Origin of the sequence: Pediococcus siamensis (assembly GCF_047220215.1) — a bacterium.
Classification (GTDB): Bacteria; Bacillota; Bacilli; order Lactobacillales; family Lactobacillaceae; genus Pediococcus; species Pediococcus siamensis.
The window spans coordinates 1,628,774-1,647,894 of the sequence record NZ_CP178375.1 but is presented as its reverse complement, the minus strand read 5'-3'; the positions used below and the strand labels follow the sequence as shown (position 1 = coordinate 1,647,894).

Here is a 19,121-nt window from a genome sequence, read left to right as displayed (position 1 = left end):
AATGATTAGGTGGACAGATTATATTGAAAGTGAGCTATTAAGATCATGCGGGATGATTTCGTATATATCCACTTGGAGCCAATCGCAAACTTGATTTATTCAAGAGGACTAAGTGTTGAAGACTTCTTACGTGGCATTCCAAGAATACCAACGCATATTTTGGTGTTAAATACACCGATTAATGATAACCTGAGTATTGATAACCGGACCCAGTTAAATACAGTCAGCGGGACCTTTAACATTCGAAAGTATTTAACCAATCCCAAGGCAGATCATATCAGTTGGCTGGATTACTCGCGACCAGAAGGGTTAGAAGAGTTGCTTCCTGAAGAGATTGCGGAGTTATTGTACTTAGGTCATATGCATACGCACTATACAACACCCTTTTCTTACAAATTGCAAAATGATTTTGTGTTTCTGTCCTTAGGCAGCAAACACCTCAAGGTTTATTATCGGCAGTTAAAGAATTTTTATCCCGTTTTAAATGGCTCGTTAATTCGTCATACCCGGCAGGCATTTAATGAACGGCGCATGTTTCGCCGCTATGATAACTTTGCGGATATTCCCCAGGCTCTGTTACGACAACTAACACCGATTTTGAGCAGTGGGATTATCTTTGCTTTTGACCAAGCCTTTGAACAAGGCAGACAGTACCGGATTCCCATCTTGGTGGCTAAGGACAACGGCCAGTCACCAATTTATCGCAGTCGGACATCTTTATATAATCAGGCCGCACAGGTGGCGGTATTGCGGTATAGTATGACCAGCGGACATTGGCATTTGGTCATCACAGATTCACGCGCTTTTGAAGCGGATCAGTTCTATTAGCCAAGTGACCGAATTGAGGCAAGTTTTCGTCCTGGTTCTTAAAAAGGGTATCAGGACAGGAGAAAACCAGGCCTCAATTCTTTTTGTTTTCAAAAAATTGACAAGCCACGCATTGTGGTATAATTTAAGGGTTCTAAATTCGAAATTAGGAGAATGGAAAAATGAAAATGCAGTTGACAGAAATTGCCAATGCGCTTGGAATTGATGACGTACCGGAAAGTTGGCAGGAGATTACGATTGCAAACGTGGAGTTTGATAGCCGCAAGGTACGACCAAATTCACTATTTATTCCATTAGTGGGCGAACGTGATGGACACGATTTCGTCGAAAATGCGATGCAAAATGGTGCAGTTGCCACGTTGTGGGCCAAAAATCATCCCAACGTACCGGCCAACTATCCAACTTTAGTGGTTGATGACCCGTTAGCAGCACTCCAAAAACTGGCAGTTTATTATTTAAGTAAAATTAATCCTAAGGTGGTTGCGATTACTGGGAGTAATGGTAAAACGACTACCAAAGACATGACTGCTGCCCTACTAGAGACGCAGTATAACGTGGTTAAGACGGAAGCTAATTTCAATAATGAAATTGGAGTTCCTGTAACGTTATTGAATATGAATGCAAACACAGAGGTCGTGGTGGTCGAAATGGGGATGGACCGTCCTGGTCAACTCGATTTTCTAAGTAAGATGGCTCAACCAGACACCGTGGTCATCACCATGATTGGCGAAGCACATATTGAGTTTTTTGACACGCGCGACAAAATTGCGGATGCTAAATTAGAAATTACGGATGGTTTAAAAGAAGACGGACTCTTCATATATAATGGAGATGAACCTTTATTACGTGAGCGCAGTAAACAAGTTGAGCAGGATCAGTACACGTTTGGTGGCAATGCAGCCGACGATTTATTCGCTAGCAATATTCAAATGTTCCGGGATCATACAACCTTTGAGATTAATTTAGTCCCTAATCAGCAATTTGAGATCCCGATGCTGGGAAAATATAATGTGATGAATGCATTAGCGGCCATTGCGGTGGCGAAAGCTTATCATATTGACCCTGCCAAAACTGTGACAGCATTAAAAGATTTTCAACTGACGCATAACCGGACAGAATGGGTTTCGGGTACCGCTGGGGAAGCAATTTTAAGTGATGTCTATAATTCGAATCCCACCGCGGCAAAGGAAGTTTTGCAGTCGTTTAGCCAGACCCAGACAAAAGGCGAGCGGATGGTTGTGTTAGGCGATATGCTTGAACTGGGCGAAAAGTCAGATTTGATGCACATGAGTTTAAGTGATTATCTTGATCCTCAACTGATTTCCGAAGTGTATTTAGTTGGGACGCATATGAAAGCCTTAGCCAAACAATTGGCGACTAAATATGAGGCTAATCAGGTTCACTGGTATTCTGTCGCTCAGGAAGATCAATTGATTACTGATTTGAAACAAAAATTAACCAGCGATGACGAAATCTTGATCAAAGGCAGTCATGGCATTCATCTTGAAAAAGTTTTGACAGCCTTGCAAAACGCATAGCACCTATAGTTAAGCAAATCAGCGGAATTGGTCTGGTTTGCTTATTTATATGCGCGGGTGTATGATGTTAAGGTTATGTTTATAGCAATGTCTTCGTAGAGTCGCAGGATAAAAGGACGGATTTTCTTTTGGACTCTGATAGAAGCATTTCACGATTTCACTAGGAGGAAAATTATTTGAAGTTTACAGATTTTGATTTATCGGATGAGTTGCAAAAGACCATTCAAGAAAGTGGTTATGAAGAGCCAACCCCGATTCAGGCGCAAACAATTCCCCACGTCTTGGCAGGCAAAGATATTATTGGCCAGGCCCAAACAGGAACGGGAAAAACAGCAGCCTTTGGATTACCAATTTTAGAGCACGTTGATGTGGACAACCCTAATGTGCAGGCAGTGATTGTATCACCAACTCGTGAACTTGCCATTCAGACACAAGAAGAACTTTATCGACTAGGTAAAGCTAAACACGTTAAGGTCCAAGTTGTTTATGGCGGGGCTGATATTCGCCGTCAGATTAAGAATTTAAAGAATCATCCCCAAATTATTGTGGGAACTCCTGGCCGGTTGTTAGACCATATTCGCCGCCGGACAATTAAACTGGAAAATGTCCAGACTTTAGTTTTAGATGAAGCTGATGATATGCTGGATATGGGCTTCTTGCCAGATATTGAGGCCATTATTTCTGAAACCCCAGATAGTCGTCAAACACTTTTGTTCTCGGCAACTATGCCGCCAGCAATGAAAAAGATCGGTGTGAAGTTTATGACCGATCCAGAACAAATCACGGTTAAGTCAAAAGAATTAACGGCTGATTTGGTTGATCAGTACTATATCAAATCAAAAGAATTTGAAAAATTTGATATGCTGACCAGAATTTTGGACGTTCAAAACCCAGAACTCTCCTTGGTGTTTGGCCGAACCAAGCGCCGTGTGGATGAAGTTTCACGTGGGCTAGAAGCACGTGGCTACAACGCTGCTGGGATTCATGGCGACCTTACACAGCAACGCCGTTCTAGCATTTTACAAAAATTCCGGAATGGCCAAATTGACATTTTGGTTGCGACAGATGTTGCTGCCCGTGGATTAGATATTTCTGGCGTGACACACGTTTATAACTATGATATTCCGCAAGACCCGGATAGTTATGTTCACCGTATTGGCCGAACGGGCCGTGCCGGAGCTCATGGTGTCTCAGTCACATTTGTGACCCCATGGGAAATGGATTATCTGCGTGAAGTAGAAAAACTGACTAAGAAACGTATGCTCCCTTTGAAGCCACCAACAGAAGCAGAAGCTTTCCAAGGTCGGGTTTCAATTGCGGAAGACGAAATTGCATCATTAGTTGAAAAGACAGATGATACACAGTTTAGTGACCAGACTGCTGAGCTTTTAGAGAAGTATACACCGGAACAATTAGTAGCTGCTTTGCTGAACAGCGAAACCAAAGCAGATTCTAGTCAGGTCAAAGTTCGAATTACACCAGAACGCCCATTGCCAAAACATAAGAAACATAACGGCGGCGGTAATTACCGGGGCAACGGACATCGAAGCGGTAACTATCGTGGAAATAACAACCGTCGTGGGAATTACCGTGGTAACCGGGATCGCGATCGCGACAGGTACGGCAAGTCAGATCGCAGTCATGGTAATTATAAGAAGAATTCTGGCAGCCGAAATGCTGGCAACCGAAATACTTCTTCTAACCGTAAATTTACAATTCGCGAACACAACTAAATACGTATTTTATTGTGAGACCTCCTCAACTTGATTAAACAGTTGGGGAGGTTTTTTTTGATGATTCTTTTTCATTTTAGTTTGAGCAAGATGAGTTTTACTTTCGTTTACAGCAGTTTTAAACTTAAAAAGATGACAAACTTAATGGGTTTGTCCGCAATCTGATGAAGTCGCGTGCTGATTTTAAAGAAAGATCTGTTAAAATAGGCATAAACGAGCAATGGAGCTGAGAGTATGATTTATGGCACAGGAATAGATCTAACGGATATAAATCGGGTGTTTAAGGTGCAGGCGCATCTGCCCAAATTCGCCGTCCGTATCTTGACAGCTAAAGAACTAGCAGCTTATCAACAGTTGACTGGGCGACGAGCGAGCGAATATCTGGCGGGCCGCTTTTCGGCTAAAGAATCGTATAGTAAGGCGTATGGCACAGGCCTTGGTAATCGATTAGGCTTTCAGGATATTGAAATTTTGGATGAACCATCAGGCAAACCTGTGGTCAGTCGACAGCCTTTTGCCGGCCAGGCTCACGTTTCAATTTCACATACGGAGCAGTTTGTGATGACCCAGGTAATTTTAGAGCAGAAAGGGTAACTTTCAATGAGTATTGGTACACATCGCCCCACAGTGATCACAGTAGATGGAGACGCAATTCGTCACAATGTGGCGGCTGAAATAGCACAACTGAATCCGGATAGTGAGCTGTTTGCGGTCATTAAGGCGGATGGTTATGGACATGGGATGACTCACGTTGCGAAATACGCGGCAGAAGCGGGAGCCACCGGATTTTGTGTGGCCATTTTAGATGAAGCACTCACATTACGCGCGGCTGGTTTTCAGCAACCGATCTTAGTGTTAGGGATCGTTGAACCTTGCTATGCCCAGCTAATTGCCGACCAGAAAATTTCTGTTGCAGTAGGGAGTCAGGCCTGGTTAGCGGAAGCAATTTCCTACCTAAAGGGAAACACGGTCGTGCGGGTGCATCTCGCACTGGATACCGGGATGGGGCGGATTGGGTTCCAGACTCCTGAGGAATTACACGCCGCCCTTGATTTTTTAACAGGCCACGACCAGCAATTCGATTTTGAAGGCATTTTTACCCACTTTGCGACGGCTGATGAAAAAGAGCAAACTTATTTTGAGACGCAACTGCAACGTTTTCGCGATTTTATGGCCGTCGTGCCGCGAAAGCCGCGTTATGTTCATGTGGCTAATTCGGCAACTAGTCTGTGGCATCAAGTTTGTGACGGCAATATGATTCGATTTGGAGTTGCCATGTACGGGATGAATCCCTCCGGACGGCTCCTTACCGTCCCTCGAGTGATTCATCCGGCAATGACTTTAAAATCGGCACTGGTTTTTGTAAAAAAGCTCCCCCGGGGCCGGTCGGTAAGTTACGGGGCGACGTATACGGCTGCGGCTGATGAATGGATTGGAACCGTTCCAATCGGGTATGCAGACGGGTACCCACGCTGTTTACAAGGCTTTCATGTGCTCATAAATGGTCAATTTTGTGAAATTGTGGGCCGGGTCTGTATGGATCAATTCATGGTCCGGCTTCCCGAAAAAATGCCGGTGGGAACAGAGGTTGTCCTTGTGGGCGAAAGCGGCTCACAGCACATTACGATGGTAGATGTGGCCGAGGCAGCAGGAACCATTAATTACGAGATTGCGTGCGGATTTTCTGCTCGTATTCCTCGGCGCTATGTGAACGATCAGAAATCTTAATAAAATTGTTACCAGTTAGCTAAAAAACGTGATATAGTAATGGTAATTCATGAATAGCGACGGGAGTTTTGATCATGGAAAATAAACAGCAGAGTCAAGTTATAACTAATGGTAGTAAAGCTATGCATGTAAGCCATTTGGAGGCTTATTGCGAATTATTTGGTGTTAGTCAAGATTCAGTTTCTGATGATGTTGTCGAAACTTATTTTACTGATCATCAATTTGACCGGGTACAAGCTTTGATTGAGGGTTACGCCACAATGGCGAGTCTAAACGAGCAAATTGTCCACGAATTTCAAGCGTGTGATGATGAATGCTACAATGAGTTTTTAAGTAATTAATATAATATAGAGGTGACAATTGCAATGAGTGATGCCAATATTAAGCGTGGCGACATTTTTTATGCAGACTTGTCCCCTGTAGTTGGGTCGGAACAGGGTGGAATGCGCCCTGTTTTAATTATCCAGAATAATATTGGTAATCACTACAGTCCAACCGTGATTGTGGCAGCTATTACTGCTAAAATTCAGAAACCAAAAATGCCAACCCACGTTGGGATTACAGCTGCAGAGACGGGCGTGGAACGAAACTCCGTTATTTTGTTAGAACAAATTCGAACGATAGACAAACAGCGCTTAAAGGATCAAGTGGGGCAGTTAGCCCCCAATAAAATGCGCGAAGTTGATACGGCCTTGAAAGTTAGTATCGGTCTAGCAGAAAACGTTCGTCATACATAGAATTTGAGTACGCACACATAAAAAAGGAACTGGCGTTTTTGTCCCAGTTCCTTTTAATTTTGACAAATGGGGGTTAATGCGATGGAAATTAAGTTAGAACGCATTTATACAAAGCCACTGGACGACACTGGCTACCGAATTTTGGTGGATCGGCTTTGGCCGCGTGGAATTTCAAAAGTGAACGCAAAGTTAGATTGGTGGGCAAAAGAGATTGGCCCCAGTACTGAACTGCGGAAGTGGTTTGGCCACGACCCGGAAAAATTTGCTGAATTTGCGCAAAAATATCAATCGGAACTAGATCAGGGAGCGTTCACGGAAACCTTTCGACAGCGGGTTGAGACCCAACTCAAGCAAACCGACGTCATTTTTCTCTACGGCGCTAAAGACGAAGTCCATAATCAAGCAGTAATTTTAAAACAGTATTTGGATGCTCACACGCAGAAATAGGCCATTTGATAGTCGGCCACAAAGACGCCCTCAAGAAAGAACTCATCTTTTAAAATACCTTCAATTTCAAATCCGTGGTGTTGATAAAAACGAATGGCTCCGGGGTTCGTACCTAAAACGCGTAAGTGAAGTTTATGAATCCCATTTTTTTTAGCAACGTGCTTAAAATGTTCGATAAGTTGGCCACCAATGCCAGCACCCTGGTAGGCTGTGGCCACACCAATGCCAAAAGTCCAGGTGTAGCGCGAAGCTGGTTTGGAAGTCGCGGGATGATAGTCAATGCTTGCGACCGGAATGTTGTCAACAACGGCAACAATCGTGTTTTGTGAAGAATGATCGCTTAAATACGCCGTGGCATCGGGATAATTGAATGCAACGGGGGTGTTATTGGAATTCCAGATTTCGTTTTCCATTTTATACAGTGTTTTGGCATCTGCATCACAGAATGGTCTGATGATCAACGGATTTTTCATAAGTTCCTCCTGAATTATAGGTGAGTTTATGATATCATAAAAAGGTTCGTGGTTCGCAATTATCCCACACAAAAAAACTAAGGAGGTATTTCTTATGACGAATCGTCAGACGAAGTCCTGGATCATCAATGCCATGGTAGCGGCATTATACATTGTTTTATCCCTGTTAGTTAGTATTTTGAATTTAGCTTCTGGAGCTATTCAATTTCGTATTTCTGAAGGATTAAACCATTTGGTTATTTTTAACAAAAAATACATATGGGGAATTACGGCAGGTGTTTTATTGTTTAATGCATTTGGTCCCGGTAATTCAATCCCCAATGTGATTTTTGGGACGGGACAAACTTTGCTAGCCTTATTGGTAGTCGCTTATTTGAGTCCCCGGTTACCCAAGATGTGGCAAAAGATGGCTTTAAACACCCTCTTATTTACCGTATCGATGTGTCTCGTTGCGTTAGAGTTGAAATTAACGTTGAATTTACCGTTCTGGTGGACGTACTTTACCACAGCTGTATCAGAATTGATCATTATGACGATCACAGCGCCCATCATGTATTACTTGGATAAGGTCGTTCATTTTAATCAGCGAATCGAAAAATAATGCCATCACAAGAGATCAGTCCTTGTGAGGGCAAATCAAAAAGGTCAAGGCTTGACTGAGGTATTCTCACCTCAACTAGCTTTGACCTTTTTTGTTGGCATCTAAAAGTTAGGTTGCCGTGATTGCCAACTGAATTGTTGGTTAAATCCGATCATATGACTGTAAATCCTCAATTTCGGGAACACGGAATTCTTTACGCTCTAAGTTATCCACAATCCGATCTAACTTCTTTTTACCAACATCGGAAGGGAGTGTAAACAGCGTCCGGTGGACAAGTTCGCCACCTTGCGCATCTAACGACATGACGCTGGCAATCGAGGTGTACTTCGTAATGATTTTGGCCATTGAGGCAAGGTCACCACGTTCACCACTGGAAACAACGGTAAGGACATAACTGCCCACATTGACATTCCAGGATTGTGAGAGCATATCTAATAGCCGGGCGTGAGTTAAGATGCCGTAAAAATGGTTGTTCTCATCAAGGACGGTAATGTAGGGCAAATCCTTAATTGAGAAAAACACATTGAAAAATGCCGAGTTCACAGAGATAAACTTGGTGGCATTTTTTAAAAGCGTTGTCACAGGAAGGCTCATGTCGCCACCCCGAGACTTATGACGATAAATGTGCATTTTGTAAATGTTTCCGCGGAACAACTGACCAGTTTCATCTAAAATCGGTACGCAGCGGAAACCAGAGTTCTCGAGAATTTGTAACGCTTCTTCCAAAGTCGCGTCTTCACGAACGGTTGTCAAACGTTCTTTTGGTTTAACAAGTGATTTTAAGAGCATGTAGCATCCCTCCAACTGAATAAGTAGTCTTCACAACGTTAATCATAGCATGTTTTCAAGATGCGTGCGATAAAATAATGAGACTTCTCACTGTTTTTTCACTTTATTGTTAGCTGATTCTTAGAAAACAATCACCGGGGTCCCTAAAGCGACGAGTTTATAAACTTTGGGCATCACAGAAGGCGGGGTATTAATACAGCCGTTAGAACCATGTGTTTTGTACCATGTTCCGCCAAAAGTTGGCTGCCACGAAGCATCATGGATGCCAATGCCAGTATCATCGATCGGCATCCAGTAACTTACTTTAGTGGCATATTTAGTCCCATCAAGTTCAGTTCCCTTTAAGGTGGCGTTACGTTTCTTTGCCCAAACCGACCAAACACCAGTAGTGGTTGTTTGCTTTGGCGGGAGGCCGGTCACCACATTTGTCTTCAATTTCAGCTTGCCATTCACATAAATGAACATCTTTTGATTTTGCTTATCAACCTCGACGTAGGTGTTACCAATGACCTGTTTATTGGTGTTATACCCCGTTCCCTGAACAAGGGGTTGCCGGGTAAAACTTTTGCCTTTCAAAATCTGGGCAGTCAATGCGGCTGTTTCGTCAGCAACCCGAAAACTCCACCCATAAAGGCCGCCACTCACAGAAACGGTGCCCCGCAAGGTACTCTTGAAGGTTTTAGTTTTACCGTAAGTGCGATACTTGTGGTTGAGGGCTGTCACGTAAGCCTGCACCAGATTCTGATTCAACGTTAAAGTACCATTCTGATAAACAAGCCAACTGGCAATTTTTTGTTTGGGAATGGTAAAGTGCGTACCACCGACATTATATGCTGCACGTTCATTAAGGATAGCTGTGGCTTTTTTAGCTAGTTGGTGAGTTTGGGTATTTGTAGACGGTGTTGTATAAACGGTCTTAGTTACAGCCAGAGAAGTATCTCCAGAAGCTAAGGCAGCAGTTACTGCATTCGTTAATTTCGCGGCAGAAATCTGGTTACCGGCCGTGCCATTTTGCAAGGTCACTTTGTCATTTTTGATTTGGAGCTTACCTGCGCTCCCAGCCTGACGCGTTTTATTTAAAGCCGTCGTTTTTTCAGCGATAATACTGGTTAGTGCAGCCTTGTCAGAGCTGATTGCTAATTTTGTTTTTGTATCCGCCTGGGCATTTCCAAAAAAGCGCAGAGGCCAACTCCAAGCATTTTGTTGTTGCATGAGTTTGGCCAACGCGGTGGTCGATTGTAAATGAACTCCCAACTTTTGTGTGCTAAAAGTCGCCAAAGTTTTGCCGTTTTGCGTTAACGAAAACTTTTGTTGACTTAAGGTGCGGTTAATTGCGGTTGCGGCTTGATTAACCGTTTTGTTGCTAACATTGGTAGCCCCAATTTGGGTGTTGGGTAAAAAACGATTTCGATTGGCAAAGTGATAGGTTGTAATGGCGTAAATGATGAAGATCAAGGCAAGACCTAGTTCGATAAATCGCCAACGATGGGTTGATTTGTATCGCATAAGTTGCTCCTTAGGTTTTAAATTATATCTCAAGATACTGCAAAACGACGTAAACTGCAATCATTCGGGTGGGAAATCCGGAAACAAAAAATCGGCAATCCGCCAATTGAATTCGCGAATTACCGATCAAAATGTTAAGAACGTGCTTTATTTTTCCAAGTTAGCCAAACCGTCGTTTAAAACCTTCTTCAAAGTCTTAGCGGAGTCTGCCATCTTTTGTTTTTCGTCGTCGTTCAATGGTGATTCGATGACACGAACCAAACCAGAACCATTCACAACAGCAGGTGTACCAATGTAAATGTCGTTCAAACCATATTGACCATCCATGTATGCGCCAACAGGGAGAACAGCATTTTCATCACGTAAGATTGCTTTAGAAATACGAGTCAAGGCAGTTGCAACACCATAGAAGGTTGCGCCCTTCTTGTTGATGATTTCGTAAGCTTTGTTACGAACATCGTCTTCAATCTTAGCGAGGTCATCAGCTGAAACGCCTTCTTCTTTAGCAATTTCAAGTAATGGCTTTGTGCCGATTGTAGCTGCTGAGTAACCAGCAAATTCAGAGTCACCATGTTCGCCCAAGATGTAAGCATCAACAGAAGCTGGTGAAACATCAAACTTCTTGCCAAGTGCGACACGGAGACGAGCTGTATCCAAAGAAATACCAGAACCGATAACTTTTTCTTTAGGGAATCCTGAGAATTTCCATGTTGCGTATGTCAAGATATCAACAGGGTTAGCAGCAACTAAGAAGATACCATTGAAGCCAGAGTCCACAACTGGTTTAACGATTGTGGATAAGATCTTTAAGTTCTTGTTTACAAGATCCAAACGTGTTTCACCTGGTTTTTGAGGTGCCCCAGCAGTGATGACAACTAAGTCAGCATCTTTGCAGTCTGAGTATTCGCCAGAATAAATTTTCTTTGGTGATGTAAATGGTGTTGCATCTTCAAGGTCAAGCGCATCGCCTTGTGTGCGTTCCTTGATAACATCGACAATGACAAATTCTTCAGCAATTCCTTGTTGGGCCATTGCAAAAGCGTAACTAGAACCAACAGCGCCGTCGCCAACTAAAACAACTTTTTGATGATTTGGTGTATTAGACAAAATATAACATCCTTTCAATTTGTAATTTCAGGTATCAGTATACCATGTAATCGCTACGTTTCGCAGTCACTAATTTAATTTTTCCCAAAAAATAGAAAAATCTGGATAAGCGCCCCGTGTTTTTTGCGCGGAAGGGGGTTAAAAACTGCAAGTCACTAGTGAATATGCTACAATTGATTAATCAATCAATCGGGGTGCTGAACGGAAAATGAACCGTTCAGCCATTTTGTGTTTTTTGAAATTTGTTCAAAAATAACTAAGGAGTCACGGGTAAAAATGAAAATGATCGTTGGGTTAGGTAATATCGGCACACAATATGATGAAACGAGACATAACACTGGTTTTATGGTTGTCGACCAATTTGCACAGGTGCATCACGCCGCATTTACCAAACATCAAATGGAGGCTGCGATTGCGACCGTTGTGATTAATGGTGAAAAAGTATTGTTAGTCAAACCTTCTACATATATGAACGAATCAGGCCGTGCAGTGCGTCCGCTCATGGATTACTACAAAATTGCGCTTGAGGACTTAATTGTGGTTTATGACGACATGGATTTACCGGTAGGAAAAATTCGTTTTCGAAAAAAAGGAGCTGCCGGTGGTCATAATGGGATCAAAAGTTTGATTGCTCATTTAAAGACACAGACGTTTGATCGTTTGAAAGTCGGGACAGACCATCCACAAAAAACAACGGTGGTTAATTATGTCCTCAGTAAATTCACCCCCGCCCAAAAGCCTTTATTTGAAGAAAGTGTCACTCAAAGTTTGAATGGACTGGAAGATTGGGTTAATGGGATGTCCATTGCAGACCTGATGAATAAGTATAATTAAATGGGGAAGGAGACAACTATGGATATTCAGGATTTTTTTGCCGGTAGTACGGGTGTGAAGCAGACCCTCACGTTACTGGAACCACAAAAGCGGCAATTAATTACTGGTTTAGTCGGATCCGCGAAGACCCTTTTATTAAATGAATTTTTACGGGCGCAACAGGTACCAATATTGACTGTTACCGATAATCTTTACCATGCCCAGCAATTAGTTGATGATTTGCAGAACGAATTAAATGATGATCAAGTTCATCTCTTTCCTGCTGAAGAAACACTGGCAGCTTCTGCGGCAACCAGTGCGCCGGTCTACCGTGGTCAAAGAACCGAATTTTTAGCAGCTTTGTTGGCTCAAAAACCAGGTGTTTATGTGACTTCGGTTTCAGGGCTGCGCCGGTTTTTGGTTCCCCAAGCAACGATGCAACAGGCAATCCTCAATGTGAAAGTCGGCGCTGATTTTGAGCTCGCCCAATTGGAAGACCAATTAGTCGATATGGGTTTTGCCAGACAAGAAATGGTGAGCCGGCCAGGGGATTTCGCTGTTCGTGGGTCAATTGTGGATATTTTTCCGCTCGCAACCGAATATCCCGTCCGCATTGACTTTTTCGATACGGAGGTGGATTCTCTTCGGTATTTTGATGCCGAAAACCAGCGGAGCGTAAAAAACATCGATGAAGTTCAAATCTTGCCTGCCACAGACTTTGTTGTCACTAAAGCAATGTTGACCAAAGGTTTAGCTAAATTTCAGGCCGCTGTAAAAAAAGAGGCTCAGCGCTTAAAGACGGACAATGATAAACAACTACTTGCGGCACGAGAAGAAGCGATTACTGCACGTTGGAGTGAGCGCAATGTGATGCCAGAGGATATTATTTTTAGCGACTATCTCTATCCTGACAAAAAATCGCTGGTCGATTATTTGGGCGCTGGTGTGTTGGTTATGGACGATTATTCGCGAATCCTAGAAGCAGAGCGCGATTTGCAAGATGATGAGGCGGAATGGGTCGCAGATAAATTAAAAACCCATGAGGTCATTTCCACGCAGAAATTTGGGTTTGAAATACGCAAATTGATGAAAGCAAATGATCAGCCCCAGGTGTTATTATCCTTATTTCAAAAGGGCTTGGGCCGGCTTAAATTAGACCAGATTACAGATCTGAGAACGCGAGCCATGCAAGAATTTTTTGGACAAATGCCAGTTTTGAAAACAGAGATGGATCGTTGGCAAAAGCAAAAACAGACGGTTGTGGTGTTGATCCAAAAAGCCGATCGGGTGGCAAAAGTTAGTGAAACTTTACGCGACTTTGAAATTGAGGCTGTGATCACGAGGGGCCAGTCAATTGAGCCTCAGAGTGTTTCGATCATGCAGGGACAATTAGCTAGTGGCTTTGAATTTCCGGAAGCCAATTTGGTCGTGGTGACGGAACATGAGCTGTTCGCAAAAGTACCAAAGAAGCGACCACGACGTCAAAAAATGGAAAACGCCCAACGCTTAAAGAGTTACACGGAGTTGAAGCCCGGAGATTACGTGGTTCATGTGAATCATGGGATTGGTCGTTATACCGGAATGACCACTCTCGTTGTGGACGGTGTGCACCAAGATTACATTACGATTCAGTATTCGGGGAGTGGAAAACTCTTCATTCCGGTTACCCAACTTAATTTAGTTCAAAAGTATGTGGCTTCTGAAGGCAAAAAACCGCATTTGAACAAATTGGGTGGCAGTGATTGGGCAAAAACGAAACGGCGGGTAGCTTCCAAGATTGAAGATATTGCCGATGAGTTGGTTGACTTATACGCCCAACGCGAGTCTGAAACGGGCTTTGCCTTTTTGCCGGATGATGATTATCAGCGCCAATTTGAAGATGATTTTCCGTACACAGAAACCCCTGACCAACTGCGAAGTATTGCCGAAATTAAGCGCGACATGGAGCGGCCAAAACCGATGGACCGTCTCTTGGTCGGTGATGTGGGCTACGGTAAAACGGAAGTTGCTTTACGGGCTGCCTTTAAAGCCGTTGAATCCGGCAAGCAAATTGCTTTCTTGGTGCCAACCACCATTTTGGCACAACAGCATTATGAGACAATGATCAATCGATTTAGTGGCTATCCTGTTTCGGTAGGTGTGCTTTCACGTTTTCGGACGAAGAGTCAGATTAAAGAAACTCTGACTGGTTTACAGAACGGGACCGTCGATATTGTGGTCGGGACGCACCGCTTATTATCAAAAGACGTTAAATTTAAAGATTTAGGGTTATTGATCATTGATGAAGAACAGCGCTTTGGGGTGAAGCATAAAGAGCGGATCAAACATTTGAAATCACAGGTGGATGTTTTGACCTTAACGGCAACCCCCATTCCACGAACCTTAAACATGTCGATGATTGGGGTACGTGATCTTTCGGTTATTGAGACACCACCAACCAACCGCTATCCCATTCAAACTTACGTGATGGAGGAAAATGCCGGGGCAATTCGCGATGGTATTCATCGTGAACTGCAACGCGGTGGACAAGTTTTTTATTTGCATAATCGTGTGGAAGACATCGAGAAAACTGTTGAGCAAATAGAGGCATTGGCTCCGGAAGCCACAGTGACTTATATTTATGGGCAAATGTCGGAAAAACAAATGGAAGATGTGTTGTACGATTTTGTGCAGGGAGAATATGATGTTTTGGTCACCACGACCATTATCGAAACGGGAGTGGACATCCCCAATGTGAACACCTTGTTCGTTGAAAATGCGGATCATATGGGGTTGTCGCAACTGTATCAACTGCGAGGCCGCATTGGGCGCAGCAGTCGGGTTGCTTACGCCTATTTTACGTACAAACCCAACAAGGTACTCACGGAAGTCAGCGAAAAGCGGTTGGAAGCCATTAAGGATTTCACAGAATTAGGATCGGGATTTAAGATTGCGATGCGTGACTTATCCATTCGGGGAGCCGGAAATTTGTTAGGCAAACAGCAGCATGGCTTTATTGACTCAGTTGGTTATGATCTTTATACGCAAATGCTTTCAGATGCAGTTGCCCAGAAACAAGGAAAAACGGGCCATGTGAAAACGGACGCTGAAGTTGAACTGGGTATTGAAGCTTATTTACCTAGTGACTACATTGAAGACCAACGGCAGAAAATTGAGCTGTATAAACGTATTCGTCAAATCGAAGATCAAGATCAATTTGTTGAGATTCAAGAAGACCTGATTGACCGGTTTGGAGAATATCCACAGGAAGTTACCAATCTTTTGGCAGTTGGACAGCTCAAAATGTTGGCAGATCAAGCACTGGTTGAAAAAATTCAGCGTCAAGATGATGCCATTATGGTCACACTCTCGAAACGAGCAACGAAAAACTTACAGCAAGCAGATATTTTTGAAGCCTTATCGGTCACCCAGCTAAAGGCCATGGTGAACGTTGGCAATGGCAAGATGCAAATTAAACTCGTGATTCAACCAAAAATGCAGGAAGCCGATTGGTTGAAGCAGTTGCAACAATTTATCGAAGCTTTGATAAAGAAAGTCGCTTAGGTGAAAGGAGTTTGCGCCGTGCAAAACAAGAAGATGAAAAACGCTATGCAAGGCGCCTTTATTTTGACGCTGGCATCGCTGGTGGCTAAAGTACTGAGCGCGATTTATCGTATTCCGTTGCAAAACCTGGTTGGCAATACAGGATTTTACGTTTACCAGCAGATTTATCCTATCTATGGGATCGGCATTACCTTTGCACTGAGCGGCTTTCCCGTGTTTGTATCCAAGTTGATTGCGGAACAAGAAACAACCGCTTCAAAGGTCCGGGTGGCACAAAGAGCATTTGTAATCCTGAGTGGTATTTCGGTGGTGATTGTTGCGGCCTTGATGGGTGGTGCGCCATTTATTGCACAGGCAATGGGGGATGGCGGTCTAACCCCCATTATCCGGTGTGTTTCGTTAATGTTTTTGTTCATGCCATTTCTTGCGGTCGGCCGCGGCTATTACCAAGGTATTTTTCAAATGGGACCGACTGCACGTTCACAAATTATGGAACAGGTCGTGCGGGTCGGTGTGATTATTGTGGTTGCCTATATGGCGGCTAAACAAAACTGGAATGTCTATCGCATGGGAACCTGGGCCATGTCAGGGGCGGTCGTGGCGGCACTGGTAAGTACGTTATACTTTGGCCGGTTGTTTTGGACAAAGTTATTTACCCGGCAGCCGCACACACCGGTAGTCCAGCCAAAGATTCCGAGTTATAAACAGCTGGGCCGGCGCTTTTGGGTTGAAGGCGGGACCATTTGCTTATTTGCGGCAATCATTATTTTGTTACAACTCATTGACTCTTTCACGGTCAAGAATGGTCTGGTTGCAGGAGGCGACAGTGATCGTGCGGCTAAATCACTAAAGGGGGTTTATGATCGTGCCCAACCCTTAGTACAGTTGGGACTAGTGATTGCCACCTCGTTTTCAACGACACTGCTGCCTTCCCTAACTAAGGCGGTTCAAAAACGTAATCAAACAGAGTTTAAACGCAGTGCCCAGTCGATGTTGCACATTTGTTTAGCCATTTCAGTGGCCGCTTGTGCAGGTATGGTAGTTCTTTTGCCGCAAATTAATCAAGTTTTATTCGGTAATACCGAAGGGACAAGGGCCATCCAAATTTATGTGCTTGCCATTATTTTGACAGCACTGATTACAACGTATAATTCGGTACTGCAAAGCTTAAATGTCTTTCAACCAGCGATTATAGCGTTTGGTGCTGGTCTGTTGGTTAAATTGGGACTTAATCAGTTAGCCGTGACCCACTATGGAATTGAAGGTGCCAGTTGGGTAACTGTCCTAAGCTTGGCAGTTATCTTAGGCTGTTTATTCGTGCAAGTGTCGGACGCCCTTCGGGAAAGCTTACGGCTTGATTGGCGCTTTTTGACAAAATTGGTGATTACGAGTTTCGGCATGATTTTAGCAGTCCACTTTGTTCAACTGGGGTTGTTGAGGCTATTTGTGGGTGCTGGTCGGTTAGAATTAGGCGCGCTGATTTTGATTATCGTCGGCATTGGGGTGCTTGTTTTTGGCGGAATTGCGATTGGACTGCGCTTATTTACCATCCGTGAGTGGCTAACAATTCCTTATGGGAAAAGGCTACTCAAAAAATTAGAAAAGATCGTGTCCAAAAAATAAAGTAACTAAAAAATGAAATGAGGAAATAAAATGCGATTAGATAAATTTTTAAAAGTCTCACGAATTATTAAACGTCGGTCTGTTGCTAAAGAAATTTCAGATCAAGGTCGGATTTTGATCAACGATCGTACGGCAAAATCATCATCGAACGTGGCGGTAAACGATAAATTGGTGATCAAGTTTGGGAACAAGACACTCACAATCAGGGTTGATGCGCTGCTTGAAACCACTAAAAAGGATGAGGCAGAACAAATGTACACTATTTTGTCAGAAGATTACGAAAAGGATTATCGCCAATAGGACGTGATTTGTGCGGCGTTTGTGACTAAAGATGCTGTGGTGTGTCAGCAGAAAAAATGCGTGAGTTAGCGACACAAATTTATTTTTGTGTTACTACCCATTCGAAATGGAATAATTTGGGGCGGACTTACCACTTTTTGGCAAGCTCGCCTCTTTTTTAGGGGTAACGAAACCACTTACAAATTTTAATGAATTCTTTGTTTGAATTTCATGGACAGGCCAAAATGAGGTTGCTATAATGACAAATAGAGATACCAAAAAAGTTGAAATGGGGTTGTACGGATGGCGAGTAACGTGAATAATACTCAACAGAATTTAACCAATGTGGATGCAAAAATGAGAAGAATTCGTACAGCCCGATTGCATCGCTTTTATATCATCATGGGTATCTTTATTGTGTTAGCGGGCATCTTTGGCTTTCAGATTGTCCATACGCACTACCAAAAAGCAGCAATTGAAGAAAAGATCCAAACTACCAGGACCCATTATTCAACCGCCAAAGCAGAAAACAAGGCGCTGGGACTGCAGGTCAAACAGTTAAATGATGCGGACTACCTACAGAAACTGCTTCGTGAAAAGTATTACTATAGTAAGTCCGGTGAAATTATCTATAGTTTGCCGACAGACCATGCATCAGATGTCAGTCAAAATTAAAACCAAATACTTTAGCTGAATGGAGACTAGGAAAATCAAATTTACTAGTCTTTTTTTACGTTCAAAACGCTTATGATATACTCGCGCTCAAAGAGATGTGGTGCTATACTTATTACACACAGTCTAAGGAGGAAGTACTTTTTTATGGCAATTGAAGTTGGGTCAAAAGTATCTGGCAAGGTTTCAGGAATCACTAATTTTGGAGCGTTTATCGATTTAGGAGATCACAAGACCGGTTTGGTTCATATTAGTGAAGTTTCCAATGGGTTTGTGAAGGATATTCATGATGTCTTAACGGTGGGCGATACAGTAACAGTTAAAGTATTAACAGTTGGCGACGATGGTAAAATTGGGTTGTCAATCCGCAAGGCAGAAGAGCAACCAGCTGCGCAGCATCAAAGTAAGGAGACGCATACAGGCCATTCAAGCCATGCAAATCATGCAAGTCATGACGCGGGTTCCCATCGTTACACTTCAAAGCCTAGTTCGAGTTATCAAGGGCATTCAAGCAAGCACCGGGAAGAAACGAAAGATTTTGACTCATTGCTATCAGGCTTTTTGAAGGATAGTGAAGCACGTCTAACGACTTTAAAACGAAATACAGAAGGTAAACGTGGCGGCCGTGGTGGTCGACGAAGTTAAAAATAAAAATTAAAATGTAAAGCCCGTTTCAAAAACTTTTGTTTTGATCGGGCTTTTCT

Annotated in this window: 19 protein-coding genes and 1 riboswitch; of the genes, 15 read left to right on the top strand and 4 right to left on the bottom strand. The window is 43.2% G+C overall.

All coding sequences use genetic code 11. From position 1 onward, the window contains the following. Nucleotides 1-90: 90 nt before the first annotated feature. From ACLJJ6_RS08070 to ACLJJ6_RS08035, 8 genes are all read left to right on the top strand, one after another. Nucleotides 91-828, top strand: coding sequence for a hypothetical protein (locus ACLJJ6_RS08070; RefSeq protein ID WP_412988827.1), 738 nt, complete (start codon nucleotides 91-93; stop codon nucleotides 826-828). Nucleotides 829-989: 161 nt separating this feature from the next. Then, entirely contained in the window at nucleotides 990-2,366 is a 1,377-nt protein-coding gene (locus tag ACLJJ6_RS08065; protein WP_412988825.1) for a UDP-N-acetylmuramoyl-tripeptide--D-alanyl-D-alanine ligase, read from the top strand. A gap of 176 nt (nucleotides 2,367-2,542) precedes the next feature. After that, entirely contained in the window at nucleotides 2,543-4,099 is a 1,557-nt protein-coding gene (locus ACLJJ6_RS08060; protein ID WP_412988823.1) for a DEAD/DEAH box helicase, read from the top strand. Between the two features lie 234 nt (nucleotides 4,100-4,333). Next, nucleotides 4,334-4,693 carry a holo-ACP synthase gene (gene acpS, locus ACLJJ6_RS08055; RefSeq protein WP_412988821.1) on the top strand — a complete coding sequence of 120 codons (360 nt, stop codon included), beginning with the start codon at nucleotides 4,334-4,336 and terminating at the stop codon, nucleotides 4,691-4,693. Nucleotides 4,694-4,699: 6 nt separating this feature from the next. Next, a complete protein-coding gene (gene alr / locus ACLJJ6_RS08050; RefSeq protein WP_412988819.1) occupies nucleotides 4,700-5,827 on the top strand; it encodes an alanine racemase in 1,128 nt (375 codons plus the stop codon). A 74-nt stretch (nucleotides 5,828-5,901) separates the two neighbouring features. Next, nucleotides 5,902-6,168, top strand: a complete 267-nt coding sequence (locus ACLJJ6_RS08045) for a hypothetical protein (RefSeq protein ID WP_412988817.1) — start codon at nucleotides 5,902-5,904, stop codon at nucleotides 6,166-6,168. A gap of 24 nt (nucleotides 6,169-6,192) precedes the next feature. Next, nucleotides 6,193-6,564 (top strand): type II toxin-antitoxin system PemK/MazF family toxin, encoded by a 372-nt coding sequence (locus ACLJJ6_RS08040; protein ID WP_412988815.1) that lies wholly within the window; start codon nucleotides 6,193-6,195, stop codon nucleotides 6,562-6,564. 81 nt (nucleotides 6,565-6,645) lie between these two features. Beyond that, on the top strand, nucleotides 6,646-7,011 hold the full coding sequence (locus ACLJJ6_RS08035; protein WP_412988813.1) for a DUF488 domain-containing protein: 366 nt from the start codon (nucleotides 6,646-6,648) through the stop codon (nucleotides 7,009-7,011). Here the strand turns inward: ACLJJ6_RS08035 and ACLJJ6_RS08030 are convergent. Continuing rightward, nucleotides 6,996-7,484 (bottom strand): N-acetyltransferase family protein, encoded by a 489-nt coding sequence (locus ACLJJ6_RS08030; protein ID WP_412988811.1) that lies wholly within the window; start codon nucleotides 7,482-7,484, stop codon nucleotides 6,996-6,998. The two genes, ACLJJ6_RS08035 and ACLJJ6_RS08030, sit on opposite strands and share 16 nt — an antisense overlap. 42 nt (nucleotides 7,485-7,526) lie before the next feature. Continuing rightward, a riboswitch (PreQ1 riboswitch) is annotated at nucleotides 7,527-7,571 on the top strand. Between the two features lie 7 nt (nucleotides 7,572-7,578). Here ACLJJ6_RS08030 and ACLJJ6_RS08025 point away from each other — a divergent pair. Further along, nucleotides 7,579-8,085 (top strand): QueT transporter family protein, encoded by a 507-nt coding sequence (locus ACLJJ6_RS08025; RefSeq protein ID WP_412988809.1) that lies wholly within the window; start codon nucleotides 7,579-7,581, stop codon nucleotides 8,083-8,085. Between the two features lie 141 nt (nucleotides 8,086-8,226). Here ACLJJ6_RS08025 and cbpA read toward each other — a convergent pair whose 3' ends face one another. The 3 genes from cbpA to ACLJJ6_RS08010 form a co-directional block, all read right to left on the bottom strand. After that, complete coding sequence (gene cbpA, locus ACLJJ6_RS08020; RefSeq protein ID WP_412988808.1) at nucleotides 8,227-8,874, bottom strand: cyclic di-AMP binding protein CbpA; 648 nt, start codon at nucleotides 8,872-8,874, stop codon at nucleotides 8,227-8,229. A gap of 120 nt (nucleotides 8,875-8,994) precedes the next feature. Then, nucleotides 8,995-10,380 (bottom strand): L,D-transpeptidase family protein, encoded by a 1,386-nt coding sequence (locus ACLJJ6_RS08015; RefSeq protein ID WP_412988806.1) that lies wholly within the window; start codon nucleotides 10,378-10,380, stop codon nucleotides 8,995-8,997. A 147-nt stretch (nucleotides 10,381-10,527) separates the two neighbouring features. Beyond that, entirely contained in the window at nucleotides 10,528-11,487 is a 960-nt protein-coding gene (locus ACLJJ6_RS08010) for an L-lactate dehydrogenase (RefSeq protein WP_412988804.1), read from the bottom strand. A gap of 276 nt (nucleotides 11,488-11,763) precedes the next feature. Between ACLJJ6_RS08010 and pth the strand changes: the two genes are divergently transcribed. From pth to ACLJJ6_RS07980, 6 genes are all read left to right on the top strand, one after another. Continuing rightward, nucleotides 11,764-12,321 carry an aminoacyl-tRNA hydrolase gene (gene pth, locus ACLJJ6_RS08005; RefSeq protein ID WP_412988802.1) on the top strand — a complete coding sequence of 186 codons (558 nt, stop codon included), beginning with the start codon at nucleotides 11,764-11,766 and terminating at the stop codon, nucleotides 12,319-12,321. 18 nt (nucleotides 12,322-12,339) lie between these two features. Further along, nucleotides 12,340-15,843, top strand: a complete 3,504-nt coding sequence (gene mfd / locus ACLJJ6_RS08000) for a transcription-repair coupling factor (protein ID WP_412988800.1) — start codon at nucleotides 12,340-12,342, stop codon at nucleotides 15,841-15,843. 18 nt (nucleotides 15,844-15,861) lie between these two features. Beyond that, nucleotides 15,862-17,466, top strand: a complete 1,605-nt coding sequence (locus ACLJJ6_RS07995; RefSeq protein WP_412988798.1) for a putative polysaccharide biosynthesis protein — start codon at nucleotides 15,862-15,864, stop codon at nucleotides 17,464-17,466. 30 nt (nucleotides 17,467-17,496) lie between these two features. Further along, nucleotides 17,497-17,766 carry an RNA-binding S4 domain-containing protein gene (locus tag ACLJJ6_RS07990; RefSeq protein ID WP_412988797.1) on the top strand — a complete coding sequence of 90 codons (270 nt, stop codon included), beginning with the start codon at nucleotides 17,497-17,499 and terminating at the stop codon, nucleotides 17,764-17,766. Nucleotides 17,767-18,048: 282 nt separating this feature from the next. Next, nucleotides 18,049-18,420: an FtsB family cell division protein gene (locus tag ACLJJ6_RS07985; RefSeq protein ID WP_412988796.1), complete on the top strand. Its 372-nt coding sequence runs from the start codon at nucleotides 18,049-18,051 to the stop codon at nucleotides 18,418-18,420. 144 nt (nucleotides 18,421-18,564) lie between these two features. Then, nucleotides 18,565-19,062: a S1 domain-containing RNA-binding protein gene (locus ACLJJ6_RS07980; protein WP_412988794.1), complete on the top strand. Its 498-nt coding sequence runs from the start codon at nucleotides 18,565-18,567 to the stop codon at nucleotides 19,060-19,062. Nucleotides 19,063-19,121: the final 59 nt, after the last annotated feature.

Coding starts and splice junctions, on each gene's coding strand:
- ACLJJ6_RS08065 (WP_412988825.1), top strand. CDS start 990: ATGAAAATGCAGTTGACAGAAATTGCCAATGCGCTTGGAATTGATGAC.
- acpS (WP_412988821.1), top strand. CDS start 4,334: ATGATTTATGGCACAGGAATAGATCTAACGGATATAAATCGGGTGTTT.
- alr (WP_412988819.1), top strand. CDS start 4,700: ATGAGTATTGGTACACATCGCCCCACAGTGATCACAGTAGATGGAGAC.
- ACLJJ6_RS08045 (WP_412988817.1), top strand. CDS start 5,902: ATGGAAAATAAACAGCAGAGTCAAGTTATAACTAATGGTAGTAAAGCT.
- ACLJJ6_RS08040 (WP_412988815.1), top strand. CDS start 6,193: ATGAGTGATGCCAATATTAAGCGTGGCGACATTTTTTATGCAGACTTG.
- ACLJJ6_RS08035 (WP_412988813.1), top strand. CDS start 6,646: ATGGAAATTAAGTTAGAACGCATTTATACAAAGCCACTGGACGACACT.
- ACLJJ6_RS08030 (WP_412988811.1), bottom strand. CDS start 7,484: ATGAAAAATCCGTTGATCATCAGACCATTCTGTGATGCAGATGCCAAA.
- ACLJJ6_RS08025 (WP_412988809.1), top strand. CDS start 7,579: ATGACGAATCGTCAGACGAAGTCCTGGATCATCAATGCCATGGTAGCG.
- cbpA (WP_412988808.1), bottom strand. CDS start 8,874: ATGCTCTTAAAATCACTTGTTAAACCAAAAGAACGTTTGACAACCGTT.
- ACLJJ6_RS08015 (WP_412988806.1), bottom strand. CDS start 10,380: ATGCGATACAAATCAACCCATCGTTGGCGATTTATCGAACTAGGTCTT.
- pth (WP_412988802.1), top strand. CDS start 11,764: ATGAAAATGATCGTTGGGTTAGGTAATATCGGCACACAATATGATGAA.
- mfd (WP_412988800.1), top strand. CDS start 12,340: ATGGATATTCAGGATTTTTTTGCCGGTAGTACGGGTGTGAAGCAGACC.
- ACLJJ6_RS07990 (WP_412988797.1), top strand. CDS start 17,497: ATGCGATTAGATAAATTTTTAAAAGTCTCACGAATTATTAAACGTCGG.
- ACLJJ6_RS07985 (WP_412988796.1), top strand. CDS start 18,049: ATGGCGAGTAACGTGAATAATACTCAACAGAATTTAACCAATGTGGAT.
- ACLJJ6_RS07980 (WP_412988794.1), top strand. CDS start 18,565: ATGGCAATTGAAGTTGGGTCAAAAGTATCTGGCAAGGTTTCAGGAATC.